The following is a 15035-nucleotide window of genomic DNA, read 5'->3' as shown; positions in this document are numbered from 1 at the left end:
TGGATCAAAAAGAAACCCCGGTTGCCATTGGCAGCCGGGGTTTTGTTTTCAGCGTTTGCCGCGCTTATTTGCGCTTTGCAACCGGCACGTAGTCGCGTTCCGTTGCGCCCGTGTAGAGCTGACGAGGGCGACCGATCTTCTGCTGCGGGTCTTCGATCATTTCCTTCCACTGAGCGACCCAGCCGACGGTGCGGGCGAGTGCAAAGAGAACCGTGAACATTTCGGTCGGGAAGCCGAGAGCCTTCAGCGTAATGCCGGAATAGAAGTCGATATTCGGATAGAGCTTCTTCTCGATGAAGTATTCATCCGTCAGAGCGATCTTTTCCAGTTCCATTGCAACGTCGAGCAACGGATCGTCCTTGATGCCCAGTTCGCCCAGAACTTCATGGCAGGTCTTCTGCATGATCTTGGCGCGCGGATCGTAGTTCTTGTAGACGCGGTGACCGAAGCCCATCAGACGGAACGGATCGTTCTTGTCCTTGGCGCGGGCGACGAATTCCGGAATGCGATCCACCGAGCCGATTTCGGCCAGCATGTTGAGCGCTGCTTCGTTTGCGCCGCCATGGGCAGGGCCCCAGAGGCATGCAACGCCAGCTGCGATGCAGGCGAACGGGTTGGCGCCCGACGAACCGGCAAGGCGCACGGTCGAGGTCGAAGCATTCTGTTCGTGATCGGCATGCAGGATGAAGATGCGGTCCATGGCGCGGGCCAGAACCGGATTGACCCTGTAATCCTCGCAAGGAACGCCAAAGCACATGTGCAGGAAGTTCGAAGCGAAATCGAGGTCGTTCTTCGGATACATGAACGGCTGGCCGATATGGTACTTATAGGCCATTGCGGCGAGCGTCGGCACCTTAGCGATCAGGCGGATGGAAGCGACCATGCGCTGATGCGGATCGGTGATGTCGGTCGAGTCGTGGTAGAAGGCGGACATGGCGCCCACACAACCGACCATCACGGCCATCGGATGCGCATCGCGGCGGAAGCCGGTGAAGAAGCGCGTCATCTGTTCATGGATCATCGTGTGACGGGTCACGCGATAATCGAAATCCGCCTTCTGGGTTGCCGTCGGCAGTTCACCGTAAAGCAGCAGGTAGCAGGTTTCGAGGAAGTCGCCATGTTCGGCGAGCTGGTCGATCGGATAGCCGCGATAGAGCAGGGTGCCTTCGTCGCCATCGATATAGGTGATCTTGGATTCGCAGGAAGCGGTCGAGGTGAAACCCGGATCGTAGGTAAAGGCATGCGAATTCTTGTAAAGTGGACCGATGTCGACGACGTCCGGCCCGACAGTGCCTTGTCGCACAGGCAGATCGAACGTATTGCCGTCGAGAGTAAAGCTGGCTGTCTTAGCTGACATCATGTTTCCTTTCATGTCCACTTTGCCGCCGCAGGCGGCAGTATTGCATTCGCTGCTATAACTTGTCTCGTATCTCTTGGCGGGCCCCGAAAGACTGCGGGATGCCCGATTTTTAACGCATTACGGCTACGATTTTGACCGCCAAACTATCCCAAACCGTCCGCGATGCAATGCGAAATTTGAACTATTTATATGCCGTTCGTCACGTCAGCGTGAATGATAGCACCTTAACCGATTTGATCGCGAATACGGCCCAAGGACTCGTCGCGACCCAGCACGAAAAGCACATCGAACACACCCGGTGAAGTAGCGCGCCCGGTAAGGGCGGCACGCAACGGTTGCGCAATCTTGCCGAGTTTCAGTCCGGTTTTTTCTGCATGGGCGCGAACCACAGCGTCCAGTGATTCAATGGTCCACTCGCCGGCAACTTCCAGATCCGGCAGCACCGATTTCAGAACGGCGCGACCTTCTTCATTGAGAAGTGAGGCGGCCTTTTCATCGAGATCGAGCGGGCGCGCTGCGAAAATGAATTTTGCACCGTCGGCAAGTTCAACGAGCGTCTTGGCGCGGTCCTTCAGGCCGGACATGGCCGTGAGCAGCTGCGCGCTGCGCTTGTCATCGAGCGCTGCGGCCAGCTCTTTACCACCTTCGATTTCCGGCAGAACGGCAACAAGGGCATCAAACAGCGCCTTGTCGTCGCTGCCGCGCATATAAAGACCGTTGATCGCTTCGAGCTTCTGGAAGTCGAAACGGGCAGCGCCCTTGTTGATGTCCTTCACGTCGAACCATTCGATCATCTGTTCGGTCGACATGATTTCGTCATCGCCGTGGCTCCAGCCGAGACGGACGAGATAATTGCGCAATGCTGCGGGCAGATAGCCCATGGCGCGATAAGCATCGACGCCAAGAGCGCCATGACGCTTGGAAAGCTTTGCACCGTCCGCACCGTGGATCAGCGGAATATGCGACATTTGCGGCACGTCCCAGCCCATGGCGTCATAGATGACAGTCTGGCGGGCTGCATTGGTCAAATGATCGTCGCCGCGAATGATATGGGTGACGCCCATGTCGTGGTCGTCAACGACAACCGCGTGCATATAGGTCGGTGTGCCATCGGAACGCAGAATGATGAAATCATCGAGATCCTTGTTGGGGAAGCGAATATCGCCCTGCACGGCGTCGCGCACGAGCGTTTCGCCTTCCTGCGGCGCCTTAATGCGAATGACAGGCTTTACACCTGCAGGCGCTTCGGACGGGTCGCGGTCACGCCAGCGGCCATCATAACGCGGCGGGCGGCCTTCGGCACGCGCTTTTTCGCGCATTTCTTCCAGCTCTTCCGGCGTCGTGTAGCAGTAATAGGCTTTGCCGAGAGCAACCAGTTCCTCGGCGACTTCGCGGTGGCGCGGCGCGCGCTCGAACTGCGAGATCGCGTCACCTTCCCAGTCGAGGCCGAGCCAGGTCAGGCCGTCGAGAATGGCGGCGGTGGCGGCATCAGTGGAACGTTCACGGTCGGTGTCTTCGATACGCAGCAGCATCTTGCCGCCGGTATGCTTGGCATAGAGCCAGTTGAACAGGGCCGTGCGGGCACCGCCGATATGAAGATAACCCGTGGGCGAAGGGGCAAAACGGGTGACGACCGGTTTCGACATGGTAGCTCCACTTTATCGCGCGCCCGTCAAGACAGCGGCAATTGCCGGGGCAGGGGCGCAAACTGAATTCTGATGCTCGCCGCCAAAGAGCGAGGGCGAGGATTTCTATAACGAAACCCTCTCGATTTCGACTGGCGTTCATGTAGCATAGGCAGCATTGTGCGCAAGGGCTTCGCGTTTGTTTCGGCTCCTTGCGACATTGTTCTTTTGGGGTATTTCGACAAAAAGACCTTTTTTTGCAGTCAGGCGGGGGCATGACGCGCATAGGTGATATGGCGGAAGCAAATGAGCGGGCGCTTGTCAAAAGCCTGCCTGACGGCTTGACGCGCTCATATCTTCCCGAGCCGTGGCCTGACCCTGCAATTGCGCCTGCCGAACGCCGCGACCGCGATCCGTCGCAAATCCCGACGCCGGATGATGGCCGCAGCGCCGTCAAAAGCCTTGCGCGCAGGGCTCCCGCCGCCTTTGCGGAAGCTGTCAGTCTGGAAGCGGCGCGCGGGATTTTCTTTCTGCTGATTCCGATTTTCAGCGGCCTTGGCGCGATTGCCTATTTCACCGTGTCATTTGAACCGGATTGGACGCCGGTGCTGGCGCTTCTCACCGGACTGGCTGTCATCCGGCTCCTCGCGCGGAAGCATTTCCTTGTTGCGCAGATACTGACGCTGGCGCTGGCTTTCCAGCTGGGTCTTGTCAGCGGAAAATGGGAAACCGAACGCAGGGCGACGCCGATGCTCGGTTCCGATGTTTCAACACGCATAACAGGCCGTGTCGTTGCGCTGGAAGCGCAGGATAATGGCAGCTGGCGTATTACCCTTGATTTGCTGGCAACAGAACGCCCGAAACTGCGCTTTGCACCGGAACGTATCCGTATCAATGCGCGCGATATACCTGCTGAAACAACGATTGGCGGCGGCTTGACCGGTTTTGCGCGGCTGCGGGTGCCGTCAGGCCCGGTCCGCCCCGGCAATTATGATTTTTCTTTTCACGCCTATTTCAACGGTATTGGTGCAAACGGCTTCTTTCTGGGGAACCCAAAGACGGCGCATGTCCCGCCGCAAACAAGCCTGATCGCTGCGATCAGTGAGTGGGTCGCCTTGCTGCGCGTGCGCGTTTCGGAGCGGGTGGAGGAGGTGATTGGCGGCGAGGACGGCAATGTCACAGCCGCATTGATCGCTGGAACGCGCGGCGGCATCAGTGAGGAAACCAACGAAAATCTGCGCAAGGCGGGTCTCGCGCATATTCTTTCCATATCGGGGCTGCACATGGCACTGGCGGCGGGGGTCGTCATGTTTGTCCTCCGGTCTGGTTTTGCGCTCTTTCCCGCGTTCAGTGTGCGCCATCCGGTCAAAAAATACGCGGCATTCCTGTCCCTGCTGAGCTGTACGTTCTATCTCGCCATGTCTGGAGCGGATGTGGCCGCACAGCGCAGCTATGTGATGATCGCCGTGATGCTCAGCGCGTTATTGTTCGACCGGGCTGCGATCAGCATGCGCAATCTGGCAATCGCCGGAATGGTGACCATCGCGATTTCACCGCATGAAATATTGGGGCCTAGTTTTCAAATGTCCTATTCGGCGACAGCTGCCCTGATCGCCGGTTATGCCTGGTGGAGCGCGCGCAAGGCCAAGAAGCTGCAGGATATGGAAAGGCGCGTTGCAGCGCCAGTCGGCGGATTGGCAGCCAAGGCGTTGAATTTTGTCTTTGCCGCTGCAGGAACGTCGTTATTGGCTGGGCTTGCAAGCGGTATTTTCGCTGCCTACCACTTCAACAATACCGCACCGTTGGGGCTGATTGGCAATGTGCTGGCTGATCCGGTGATTGCCGTTCTGGTCATGCCCTTTGCTGTTTTCGGTTTGGTGTTGATGCCGCTCGGTCTCGACTGGATACCATTGTCCCTTGCTGGTTCCGGTGTGTGGATCGTGCGCGAGATTGCAAGTTTCGTGGCGTCCTGGTCCCCGGAAGGCAATCCGGGCGCGATGCCGCTCACAGCGCTTGCTTTCTGGACCATAGCGCTTGTGATTGCGGTCCTGTTCACAACCAGATTCAAGATTCTCGCTTTACCATTTGTTTTATTGGGATTTATCGCCTTTGTACGCGAGCCGTTTCCAGATGTCGTGATCTCGGAAGATGCTAAGCTGGTTGGGGTTCGACTGTCCGATGGGCGTTTTGCCGTGAACCGCGACAGACCATCCAAGTTCACGGTCGATAATTGGCAAACTGCCTATCTCGCATCGCAATTTCTGATACCGCAACACGCAAAGGACCGGCTCAGAGGAATCCCGACGGACGGCTTTATCTGCGAGGATGGATTGTGCACGATCACGCTGCGCGACGGGCGCGTGCTTGTATATACGGCTGATCCGACAGTTCAGGATATCGCCTGTGACATTGGCGATGTGATTATTCTGGCTGTAGCTGGCGAAATGCCAGGATGCACGCGCACGAATAAGCTCGTTCTCAACCGGCGTGATCTGGCCTTGCGCGGGACGGTTGAAATCAAATTGGGTGACAAGAAAGACGCCGCCAATGTTCCCACCGTGAAGCTTTCAAGCACCTCGCCCGACGAAAGCGGCGCTCCACCGCAACAGCCCAGATTTGCTGATCCGCGTTACGACGACACGCTGGCCTTCGCCATCGATGAGCCACGGCGTCCGTGGCATCTATTTCGGCTCTATTCCCGCGCAGCGCGGGGACTGCCAGATTGGGAATATAAAAAGAAAAGGACTGCGCAGGTGGTGGTGTCAAATTGTCCGGCTGATGACAATCAGGAGCCGGGCAAATGTGAATGACCGCATGGCGGCTATGAGATCAGTTATTCCGGCAGTCCGGTAAACTACCATTGCGACCCAAATCGCCCAAAACGGACAACCTCTGATCAATACCGGCGGATCAGACCGACCAGCTTGCCCTGTACGCGCACGCGGTCGGGACCGAAGATGCGCGTTTCGTAAGCGGGGTTTGCCGCTTCAAGCGCAATCGACGCACCCTTGCGGCGGAAGCGCTTCAAGGTCGCTTCTTCATCATCGACCAGAGCCACGACAATCTCGCCCGGATTGGCCATGTCACCGCGCTTGATGATCACCGTGTCACCGTCGAAAATTCCGGCATCGATCATCGAGTCACCTTTGACCTCCAGCGCATAATGTTCGCCCGCGCCGATCATTTCCGGCGGAAGGCTGAGCGAATGCGTCTGGTTCTGAATGGCGGAGATCGGCACACCGGCAGCGATGCGTCCCATGACAGGCACCGACACGGTTGCCGACACATCGTCATTGATCGCAACCGGGGCAGGGCGCAATGGTTGCGCGGGCGCAGGCGGCGCCTTGCCCAGACTGCCTTCAATGACGCTCGGTGCGAATTTCTTCTGCGCGTTCAGCCCCGGTGCAATCGAATCCGGTAGCCGCAGCACCTCAAGGGCACGCGCTCGGTTCGGCAGTCTGCGAATAAAACCGCGTTCTTCCAGAGCGGTGATCAGCCGATGTATGCCCGACTTGGAAGCAAGATCGAGCGCCTCCTTCATTTCGTCAAAAGATGGCGGAATGCCCGTTTCTTTCAGACGGTCATGAATGAACAGCAGAAGCTCGTGCTGCTTACGGGTCAACATGCGCGACACCCTCCGGCCAGATAAGAATCGAGAAAAACAAAACCAGAACGAACACTATATGTTCCAGTCTTGTTCTGCAATGGTTTTAAAATGATTAACGGGTGCGCGCCTTGTTGCGGTTCTGTTCACGGAAGGGTGTGAGGTGGGGCTCGGTGTTTGATGAAGCGGTTTGTTTTCAAACAATTACGTTTGTTACTTCGTGTTCATTCGAGGTTGTGAAAGCGCGGCTTTTCACACCTATCAGCGCAACATCAGAACACGGCACGGTGTGCCCGCAGCGGCTGCCGGGGCATTTTCATCACGAATGAGCAGTGCATTGCAACCGACAAGGGCCGTCAGCATGGACGAGTCCTGTACTGGAAACGGTGTCACCAGCAGTGTTCCATCGCTTTGTGATTCGACCGTTGCGCGCACAAAATCGCGGCGATGGTCATTGGCGGGCATCGCCTGACCGAGTTTCGCCGGGCGGATATCCGCCGTCAAATCGGTGCCTGCAAGTTTCGCGATAAGCGGACGGAGAAAAACCAGACTGCAAACAAGACTTGAAACCGGATTGCCTGGCAGGCCGATTATGTGAACGGTTTTGCCATTGACGGTCTTGCGTCCATACATCAGCGGCTTTCCGGGGCGCATGGCGATTTTCCAGAAGTCCAGTTCGACACCGCAATTGCGTAATGCGCCATGGACGTAATCGCGGTCACCGACCGAGGCGCCGCCGATGGTCACCAGTACGTCGATGCCGCTGTCGAGAGCGGAGGCGATAGCCGCTTCGATCTGAGCCGGATCGTCCGGAATGATTCCCATATCTTCAGGCTTGCCACCGGCGCGGCGCACGATTTCGGCAATGCCGACGCTGTTTGACGCGACAATCTGGTCCGGGCCGGGGTCGGCTCCCGGCGGCACAAGTTCGTCGCCGGTGGCCAAAATAGAAATGCGAGGTTTGCGAAACACATCAAGCGTTGGATTGCCGCTGGCCGCAGCCAGTGACAAAGCGGGTGCGTCCAGTTCGCGGCCAACGGACAGAACAGTCTTGCCCGGCGCAAAATCGAGACCAGCCCGGCGGATATGACGCCCCGTGGCTATGCCTTCGAGTATGGTTAGCTGATCGCCAGATCGCTCGGTATGTTCCTGGATGACAATCGTATCGGCAGCTTCCGGCATCGGTGCGCCAGTGAAAATACGCACAGCCTGTCCGGGGAGGAGTGAACCGTCGAAGCGCTTGCCAGCAGCGGATTCGCCGATAACCTTCAGTTGAAGCGGATAGGTGGTATCTGCTGGCGCAATCAAAGCATAGCCGTCCATGGCTGAGCAGTCGAAAGGCGGTTGCAGGAAATGCGCCTCAACGGCGCGGGCAACAACGCGCCCGCCCGCTTCGTTCAACGCAACGGTTTCGAGGCCATGCGGTTCTGCGGAGGAGAGTATACGCGCCAGAGCATCTTCGACCGGGAGAAGGGACATCGTATTTCCTCTCGAACTCAAACTTGTCGGAACGTTTCACGCCTTCCAGTCGCCGGACTTGCCACCAGACTTTTCCACAACGCGGATATTGCCGATTTCCATATGGCGATCGACAGCCTTGGCCATGTCATAGATCGTCAGGCACGTCACGGATACAGCGGTCAGAGCTTCCATTTCCACGCCGGTGCGGCCCTTGAGCTTTGCAAGTGCGCGAACGCGCAAGCCCGGCAGCGCATGGTCCGGTACAATATCCACCGCGACCTTGGTCAGCATCAGCGGGTGGCAAAGCGGAATGAGGTCGGCGGTCTTTTTCGCGGCCATGATGCCCGCAAGCCGCGCGGTTCCGATCACATCGCCCTTGGCTGCGTCGCCCGCCAATATGAGCGCCAGCGTTTCCGGCTTCATGGTCACGCTGCCTTCGGCGACGGCCTGACGCTCGGTCTCGTCCTTGGAGCCGACATCCACCATATTGGCGGCGCCTTTCTGGTCGAGATGCGTGAGCCTGGCCGTGTCCGAGGTCATGACATCAGGCCTTGCCGGTCAGGAGTTCGCGTGTGGCGGCGGCAACATCGTCCTTGCGCATCAGGCTTTCGCCGATGAGGAACGTGCCGATGCCGGATTTTTCCAATCGCAGGCAATCGTCATGGGTGAAAATGCCGCTTTCGCCAACCAGCAGGCGGTCGGCAGGAGCCATTTTCGACAGCCGTTCCGAAATGGTCAGGCTTACTTCGAATGTACGCAGGTTGCGATTGTTGACGCCCAGAAGGCGCGAGGAAAGCTTGAGGGCGCGTTCCATTTCGGCTTCGTCGTGCACTTCGATGAGCGCATCCATGCCGAGTTCGAAAGCGGTTTCTTCCAGCGCCTTGGCCAGATCGTCATCGACGCTCGCGAGAATGATCAGGATGCAATCCGCACCCCAGCTGCGCGCCTCATAGACCTGATAGGTGTCGAACAGGAAATCCTTGCGCAGGGCAGGCAGGTTGCACGCGGCGCGCGCTGCCATCAGGAATTCCGGCGCTCCCTGAAAGGACGGCGTATCGGTCAGAACCGAAAGGCAGGCAGCGCCGCCATCTTCATAGGCCTTTGCCAATGCTGGCGGATCGAAATCCGGACGGATCAAACCTTTGGAAGGGCTGGCCTTCTTGATTTCCGCGATCAGGGCGAATTTATCGGCTGCGCGCTTGGCTTCGAGCGCCTTGAGAAAGCCGCGTGGTGCGGCCTGATCCTGTGCACGGGCCTTCAGGTCTTCAATCGTATGACGCGCCTTGGCAGCCGCGATTTCCTCGCGCTTGTAGACTTCGATCTTACGGAGAATGTCGGTAGACATGGTGCGCTTCCTCTCGTCAGACTGTCTTGTCGTTGGAGACAGCGATTACCTTTTGCAGAACGGCCAAAGCCGCGCCGCTGTCGATGGAATGGGCAGCCTGTGCTATGCCATCCTTCAAATCCGTGGCCGTACCCGCGATCACGAGGGCGGCAGCCGAGTTGAGCAGAACAATGTCGCGATAAGCGTTCTTCGCGCCTTCCAGAACGGCGAGCAGAGCCTTGGCATTCTCGGCAGCGTCGCCGCCTTTCAGTTCTTCCGGCTTGCAACGGCGCAAACCGACGTCTTCAGGCGTAATCTCGAATGTGCGGACGGTACCGTTTTCCAGCGCCGCGACCTGGGTCGTGCCAGCGGTGGTCATCTCATCCAGACCGTCGCCATAGACGACCCAAACGGCTTCCATGCCGAGTTCATTCAGCACATGCGCCAGAGGCTCAACCCATTGTGCCGCGAAAACGCCCAGGAGCTGGCGCTTCACGCTGGCCGGATTGGCGAGCGGACCCAGTATGTTGAAGATCGTGCGGGTTCCAAGCTCGACGCGAGAAGGGCCGACATGGCGCATAGCGGAATGGTGCATCGGCGCGAACATGAAGCCGAGACCGGCTTCCCGGGCGCTGCGGCCAATGGTTTCCGCGTCGGCTTCAATATTGACGCCCAGTGCTGCAAGCGTGTCTGCCGCGCCTGAGCGGGACGACAGGGCACGGTTGCCGTGCTTGGCGACGGGAACGCCAGCGCCCGCCACGACAAAGGCCGAGCAGGACGACACATTATACGAACCGGACTGATCGCCGCCGGTGCCGACAATGTCGATGGCGTTTGAAGGGGCGACGACCGGCAGCATGCGTGACCGCATGGAAGCGACCGCGCCGACGATTTCCGGCACGGTTTCGCCACGCACGCGCAAAGCCATCAGAAAACCGCCGATCTGCGAAGGCGTTGCCTGACCGGACATCATGATATCGAACGCGGCCTTGGAATCCTCTTGGCTCAGTGGTTCGCCGGAGGCCGCTTTCGCGATGTATGGTTTCAGATCAGCCATTGTCTTTCTGCCGTTTGTTTCTGTGAATTCTCGCGTTCGGCTGCTCAGCAGAACCTAGAATGCGAGAGCATTATTGATGACAGTCTGGTTGATCTTCACCGGATACTGCTTCTGCAATTCGCCAACCATCTGTTCCAGCACATCGTCGGAAAGGGCGGTTGCGAGATAGTTGCGCTGTTGTTCAGGAATGGTGTCCGGGCCAGCACTTGCAGGCTCGGTCACTTCCGTCACCTTGAAGAGAATCTGCGCGTCGTCGGAAGGCGCTGCCGCCGTGCCGGTGAAACCGTCCGGGCCACGGAAAATCTGCGCTGCCGCAGCCGAGCCGATATCGGCATCGTTCGTGGAGCGGGTGATGCCGCGCTTGGTCTGCTTTTCAAGGCCAAGTTCCGAAGCAATCGCATCGAGCGTCGCGCCGCCATCGAGGCGCTTCTTCAGGTCTTCCAGACGCTGATTGAGACGCTTGACGGCTTCCTCACCCTTCCATGCCGCCACAACCTTGTCCTTGACTTCATCAAAGGTGCGGTCGCGGGCAGGGGTGACGCCATCGATCTGATACCAGAGATAGCCGACATTGCCCATGGTCAGCGCGTCATTGTCAAAGCCCTGTTCGGCCTGGAAAGCAGCGGCCAGAAGCGCCTGTCCGTTCGGAAGTTCAACCGGCTTGCCGGACGGGTCGTTGCCCTCGGCATCGACCGCATCGACGGTGACGGTCTTGAGGCTCAGGCTCTTGGCGACATCGGCCATCGATGCGCCATCGGAGCGCTGCTGCTCATAGGAATCATGAATGCCGCTGATGCTGCTCGCCGCAATGTTGTTGGCGAGCGTCGTGCGGATTTCGGCTTCGACTTCCGAGAGTGGCTTGACATGCGCCGGGTCGATCTTGGTAACGCGCAGAATGACCGGGCCGAAACCGCCCTTGACGACAGGGCTTACGCCGTTTTCAGCGAGTGCAAAGGCTGCATCGGCGATGGTCTGGTCAGGAATAGCGCTTTTCTCGAAGGTGCCGAGCTTGAGATCGTCTTCGGTCTTGCCCTGTTCCTTGCCTATGTCGAGGAAGCTGGCGCCAGCGGCAATCTTTTCCTGCGCGGCGTTGGCCGCAGCTTCGTCGGTAAAGCTCAGCTGTTCGATGGTACGCTGTTCGACAGTGCCGTAGCGCGACTTGTTCTTTTCGTAATATTCGTTGATTTCGTCCTGCGTCACCGCAGAAGGGTCTGCGATGTCTGCTGGCTCCAGCTTGACATAGGTTACCTTGCGGTATTCAGGCGCCTTGTACTCATCCTTCTGCGCATCGAAATAGGTCTTGAGGACCTCATCCGACGGGGCAGGGATCGCGTCTGCTTTTTCCACAGGAATGGTGATGTAGTCCGCGCTGCGGCTTTCGCCCTGATAAAGCGCCAGAGCTTTCAGCATGGCGTCGGGCATCTTGATGCCGTCGGTCGCCGCTTCGACCATCTGCTGGCGACGGGCAACCTTGGCGCGATTATCAAGATAATCCTGCGCGCGAATGCCGGACTGGCGCAAAACCGCATCGAACTGCGCGCGGTTGAAGTTACCGCTGGCGTCCTGGAAGGCCGGATCTTCCGCCGTCAGGCGGGCAATGCCGTCCTTCGAAAGACCAAGCTGCATGTTGCGCGCGCCTTCGTCGAGAACCACACCGGCTGCAAGCTGCGCCAGAACCTGATTTTCAACGCCGATCGATTTTGCCTGTTCGCGCGTCAGACGCTGGCGGAACTGCTGCGACAGGCGCATCACCTGCTGTTCATAAGCGAAGCGGTAGTCAGTCGCGCTGACTTCGGAGTCGCCCGCAGTCAGCGCGGCATTGCCGGTTATGCCACCGCGGAAAACATCCGCAATACCCCAAACGCCGAAGCTCAGGACGAGCACACCAAGCAGAAGCTTGGAGATCCAGGAGCGAGAGGCAGAGCGCAGGCTGTCGAGCATGGGAAACCCTTCGATTATGAAATAAAGCTCGGCTTTGGTTGATTTGAGCCAGTCATTGAATTGATCCGTTCAGGGGATAACCCCAAGCAAGCCCCATATGCAAGGTCTCATTGAGGCTCTGCAACCAAGAACATTTGCATTGCGACACGAATATGCTTAGTCAGTGGCAAAATTCGGCGCGGTCATGCGTTATTCGCAGGAGGCGCCTGCCGTTTAGAGCGTGTTTCGATCCGAATGAATCGGATCGACGCTCTGAATGTTCAGTTCGACGCATAATCTTATCGATCCTCGTTTCACTCCGGTCGGATTATGCTCTTGAAAGGCGAGGAGAACACAATGACTCCGGGTATCCGTCCGTTGGTCGCTGGCAACTGGAAGATGAATGGTACGGGAGAATCTCTCACCGAACTGCGCGCGATTGCAGCCGGTCTGAGCTCCGATTTCGGTAGAAAATTGGATGCAGTGATCTGCGTACCGGCCACGCTGCTTTCACGCGCTGCCGAAACGCTCTCTGGCGAAACGACGGTCGGCCTTGGCGGGCAGGACAGCCATTTCAAGACTTCCGGCGCGCATACCGGCGATATTTCGGCTGAAATGCTGAAAGAAGCAGGCGCAAGCCACGTCATCATTGGACATTCAGAGCGCCGCACTGATCACCACGAAACCAACGATACGGTGAAGGCAAAGACCGAAGCCGCCTGGGCCTCTGGTCTTGTTGCCATCGTTTGCGTGGGTGAAACGGCTGATGAGCGTCAGGCAGAACGCACGCTGGACGTCATCGGCTCGCAGCTTGCGGGCTCCCTGCCGGATGGCGTGAATGCCGAAAACACCATCATCGCCTATGAGCCTGTCTGGGCCATTGGAACGGGTCTGACGCCGACGGTGCAGGATGTTCGTGCGGCGCACGCCTTCATGCGTGAGCAGCTGACCGAGCGCTTTGGAGCCAAGGGCGCGCATCTGCGTCTTCTCTATGGCGGTTCGGTCAAGCCGTCCAACTCTACCGAACTGCTCGGCATCGCCGATGTCGATGGTGCGCTTGTTGGTGGTGCGAGCTTGAAGGCGACAGACTTCCTCGCCATATGCGAGACCTATCGCAACCTTTGAGCGGCGCCTTGCCTCGCCATGCTCTAACTTGGGCGGCGGGGCTTGGATTATCACGCAATAGCGTGTAAAGAGCCGCATCTATTCTATCGTGCAGTCTGGACATGGTCATGTGATGTGTCCTGGAACTGCTTTAGTTCAGGGACGTAAAGACCGTTACCCATGCAAACCGTACTCATTGTCATTCATTTGTTGATCGTGCTGGCGCTTGTCGGCGTTGTGCTTATCCAGCGCTCTGAAGGCGGCGGCCTTGGCATTGGCGGCGGTTCTGGCTTCATGACGGCGCGGGGTGCCGCCAATGCGCTCACCCGTACGACTGCCATTCTGGCTATCGGCTTTTTCGCGACGTCGCTGGTTCTCGGCATCATGGCGCGTTATGGCGAACGCCCGACCGATATTCTGAACCGTATCCCGGCAGCATCCGGCAGTCAGACGGCTCCGGCAGGCGGCAACGGCGCTGGTGGTGGCATCCTCAATCAGCTCGGCGGCGAGTCTTCGCGCACCGACACGAATGGGACCGCACCGGCTGCACCGGGCGCCGCTCCGACGGGAACGACTGCACCGCAGGCGCCGGCGACGCCGGAAGCTCCGGCCAATCCGGTTCCAAGCTCACAGTAAAAAGAGCTTTCCATTCAAGCGATTGTGAAGCCGGCCCAATGGGCCGGTTTTCTTTTTGTTAACCACCGAATTGCAAAGTGTTGCAAGCAGGCAATAGGCTTTTACGAATCGCATTGCACAACTGTTGCAACGAATTGAGTCGTTCCTGCGTTTACAGTAAGGAAAGCGAAAGCTTGGCCGTAAAGTTGCGGCAGCTATTTTCCGCTTGTGCTTGGATTTCGGGAACTGATCATGTTTTCACGTCGTATTCTTATGGCTGGCATTGCGAGCCTTTGCGTTGGAGTTTCCGCGCCGGCTTTTGCCGCATCGCCGGTCAGTGCTGAAGCGCAGCTGAACGAAGCCGCTGCCGCTAACGTGCAAAAGGTTGCGCTTTCGAGCGACGCCAAGGCCAATCCGGACAAGCCGAAGAAGAAGAAAAAGAGCGCTTCCAACGGCAATGCCGGTGTGAAGGCCAACAAGTACAATATCGATCCCAAGTTCCGCGCACAGGAAGTTGCCTTTACGGGCTACAAGCCGGGCACGATCGTGATCGATCCGAAGCAGCGCTTCCTCTATCTGGTTGAAACCTCGACCACGGCGCGCCGCTATGGCATCGCAGTGGGCAAGCAGGGTCTGGAATTCAAGGGTTCTGCGACCGTCAATGCCAAGCGCGAATGGCCTCGCTGGATCCCGACCAAGGAAATGGTCGAGCGTGATCCCGGCCATTATGGTCGCTTCAAGAACGGCATGGATGGCGGTCCGGGCAACCCGCTCGGTTCGCGCGCCATGTATCTGTTCCAGGGCAACAAGGATACCTATATCCGTATTCACGGTACGGTTCAGCCATGGACCATCGGCAGCTCCGCTTCGAACGGCTGCTTCCGCATGATCAATGAAGATGTGATGGATCTCTACGAGCGCGTCGGTCTCGGCACCGAAGTCATCGTTCTTTGATCACAAATGAC

The 15035-nt window shown here is 58.1% G+C and carries 12 protein-coding genes; 4 read left to right on the top strand and 8 right to left on the bottom strand.

Features of this window, described 5'->3' with window-relative positions; translation table 11 throughout:
• Positions 1 to 64: 64 nt before the first annotated feature.
• Both gltA and gltX read right to left on the bottom strand, forming a co-directional pair.
• Complete coding sequence (gltA, locus tag D8666_RS02900) at positions 65 to 1357, bottom strand: citrate synthase (RefSeq protein WP_121536324.1); 1293 nt, start codon at positions 1355 to 1357, stop codon at positions 65 to 67.
• A gap of 227 nt (positions 1358 to 1584) precedes the next feature.
• Positions 1585 to 3006 (bottom strand): glutamate--tRNA ligase, encoded by a 1422-nt coding sequence (gltX, locus tag D8666_RS02895; protein ID WP_109369162.1) that lies wholly within the window; start codon positions 3004 to 3006, stop codon positions 1585 to 1587.
• A gap of 254 nt (positions 3007 to 3260) precedes the next feature.
• Between gltX and D8666_RS02890 the strand changes: the two genes are divergently transcribed.
• A complete protein-coding gene (locus D8666_RS02890) occupies positions 3261 to 5795 on the top strand; it encodes a ComEC/Rec2 family competence protein (protein ID WP_121536252.1) in 2535 nt (844 codons plus the stop codon).
• Positions 5796 to 5881: 86 nt separating this feature from the next.
• Here the strand turns inward: D8666_RS02890 and lexA are convergent, their stop codons facing one another.
• The 6 genes from lexA to D8666_RS02860 all read right to left on the bottom strand — a co-directional run bounded on the left by lexA (position 5882) and on the right by D8666_RS02860 (position 12372).
• Positions 5882 to 6610: a transcriptional repressor LexA gene (gene lexA, locus D8666_RS02885; protein WP_109369161.1), complete on the bottom strand. Its 729-nt coding sequence runs from the start codon at positions 6608 to 6610 to the stop codon at positions 5882 to 5884.
• Between the two features lie 240 nt (positions 6611 to 6850).
• Positions 6851 to 8068, bottom strand: coding sequence for a molybdopterin molybdotransferase MoeA (locus D8666_RS02880; RefSeq protein WP_109369160.1), 1218 nt, complete (start codon positions 8066 to 8068; stop codon positions 6851 to 6853).
• 36 nt (positions 8069 to 8104) lie between these two features.
• Complete coding sequence (moaC, locus tag D8666_RS02875; protein WP_109369159.1) at positions 8105 to 8590, bottom strand: cyclic pyranopterin monophosphate synthase MoaC; 486 nt, start codon at positions 8588 to 8590, stop codon at positions 8105 to 8107.
• Positions 8591 to 8594: 4 nt separating this feature from the next.
• Complete coding sequence (gene trpC, locus D8666_RS02870; protein ID WP_121536250.1) at positions 8595 to 9395, bottom strand: indole-3-glycerol phosphate synthase TrpC; 801 nt, start codon at positions 9393 to 9395, stop codon at positions 8595 to 8597.
• Between the two features lie 16 nt (positions 9396 to 9411).
• The gene (gene trpD / locus D8666_RS02865) at positions 9412 to 10431 is read right to left on the bottom strand and encodes an anthranilate phosphoribosyltransferase (RefSeq protein ID WP_109369157.1); all 1020 of its coding nucleotides are present in this window, start codon (positions 10429 to 10431) and stop codon (positions 9412 to 9414) included.
• Positions 10432 to 10485: 54 nt separating this feature from the next.
• Positions 10486 to 12372, bottom strand: a complete 1887-nt coding sequence (locus D8666_RS02860; RefSeq protein WP_121536248.1) for a peptidyl-prolyl cis-trans isomerase — start codon at positions 12370 to 12372, stop codon at positions 10486 to 10488.
• Between the two features lie 336 nt (positions 12373 to 12708).
• Between D8666_RS02860 and tpiA the strand changes: the two genes are divergently transcribed.
• From tpiA to D8666_RS02845, 3 genes are all read left to right on the top strand, one after another.
• Positions 12709 to 13476: a triose-phosphate isomerase gene (gene tpiA, locus D8666_RS02855; RefSeq protein WP_109369155.1), complete on the top strand. Its 768-nt coding sequence runs from the start codon at positions 12709 to 12711 to the stop codon at positions 13474 to 13476.
• Positions 13477 to 13635: 159 nt separating this feature from the next.
• Positions 13636 to 14091, top strand: coding sequence for a preprotein translocase subunit SecG (gene secG, locus D8666_RS02850; protein WP_109369154.1), 456 nt, complete (start codon positions 13636 to 13638; stop codon positions 14089 to 14091).
• Between the two features lie 231 nt (positions 14092 to 14322).
• On the top strand, positions 14323 to 15024 hold the full coding sequence (locus D8666_RS02845) for a L,D-transpeptidase (protein WP_109369153.1): 702 nt from the start codon (positions 14323 to 14325) through the stop codon (positions 15022 to 15024).
• Positions 15025 to 15035: the final 11 nt, after the last annotated feature.

The sequence above is a fragment of the Ochrobactrum soli genome (assembly GCF_003664555.1).
Lineage (GTDB): Bacteria > Pseudomonadota > Alphaproteobacteria > Rhizobiales > Rhizobiaceae > Brucella > Brucella teleogrylli.
Note: the sequence above shows the minus strand (reverse complement) of the source record. Positions and strands in the feature narration are given on the sequence as shown.

What these genes read in the sequence shown, in the direction of transcription:
- gltA (WP_121536324.1), bottom strand. Translation starts at nt 1,357, where the DNA reads ATGTCAGCTAAGACAGCCAGCTTTACTCTCGACGGCAATACGTTCGAT.
- gltX (WP_109369162.1), bottom strand. Translation starts at nt 3,006, where the DNA reads ATGTCGAAACCGGTCGTCACCCGTTTTGCCCCTTCGCCCACGGGTTAT.
- D8666_RS02890 (WP_121536252.1), top strand. Translation starts at nt 3,261, where the DNA reads ATGACGCGCATAGGTGATATGGCGGAAGCAAATGAGCGGGCGCTTGTC.
- lexA (WP_109369161.1), bottom strand. Translation starts at nt 6,610, where the DNA reads ATGTTGACCCGTAAGCAGCACGAGCTTCTGCTGTTCATTCATGACCGT.
- D8666_RS02880 (WP_109369160.1), bottom strand. Translation starts at nt 8,068, where the DNA reads ATGTCCCTTCTCCCGGTCGAAGATGCTCTGGCGCGTATACTCTCCTCC.
- moaC (WP_109369159.1), bottom strand. Translation starts at nt 8,590, where the DNA reads ATGACCTCGGACACGGCCAGGCTCACGCATCTCGACCAGAAAGGCGCC.
- trpC (WP_121536250.1), bottom strand. Translation starts at nt 9,395, where the DNA reads ATGTCTACCGACATTCTCCGTAAGATCGAAGTCTACAAGCGCGAGGAA.
- trpD (WP_109369157.1), bottom strand. Translation starts at nt 10,431, where the DNA reads ATGGCTGATCTGAAACCATACATCGCGAAAGCGGCCTCCGGCGAACCA.
- D8666_RS02860 (WP_121536248.1), bottom strand. Translation starts at nt 12,372, where the DNA reads ATGCTCGACAGCCTGCGCTCTGCCTCTCGCTCCTGGATCTCCAAGCTT.
- tpiA (WP_109369155.1), top strand. Translation starts at nt 12,709, where the DNA reads ATGACTCCGGGTATCCGTCCGTTGGTCGCTGGCAACTGGAAGATGAAT.
- secG (WP_109369154.1), top strand. Translation starts at nt 13,636, where the DNA reads ATGCAAACCGTACTCATTGTCATTCATTTGTTGATCGTGCTGGCGCTT.
- D8666_RS02845 (WP_109369153.1), top strand. Translation starts at nt 14,323, where the DNA reads ATGTTTTCACGTCGTATTCTTATGGCTGGCATTGCGAGCCTTTGCGTT.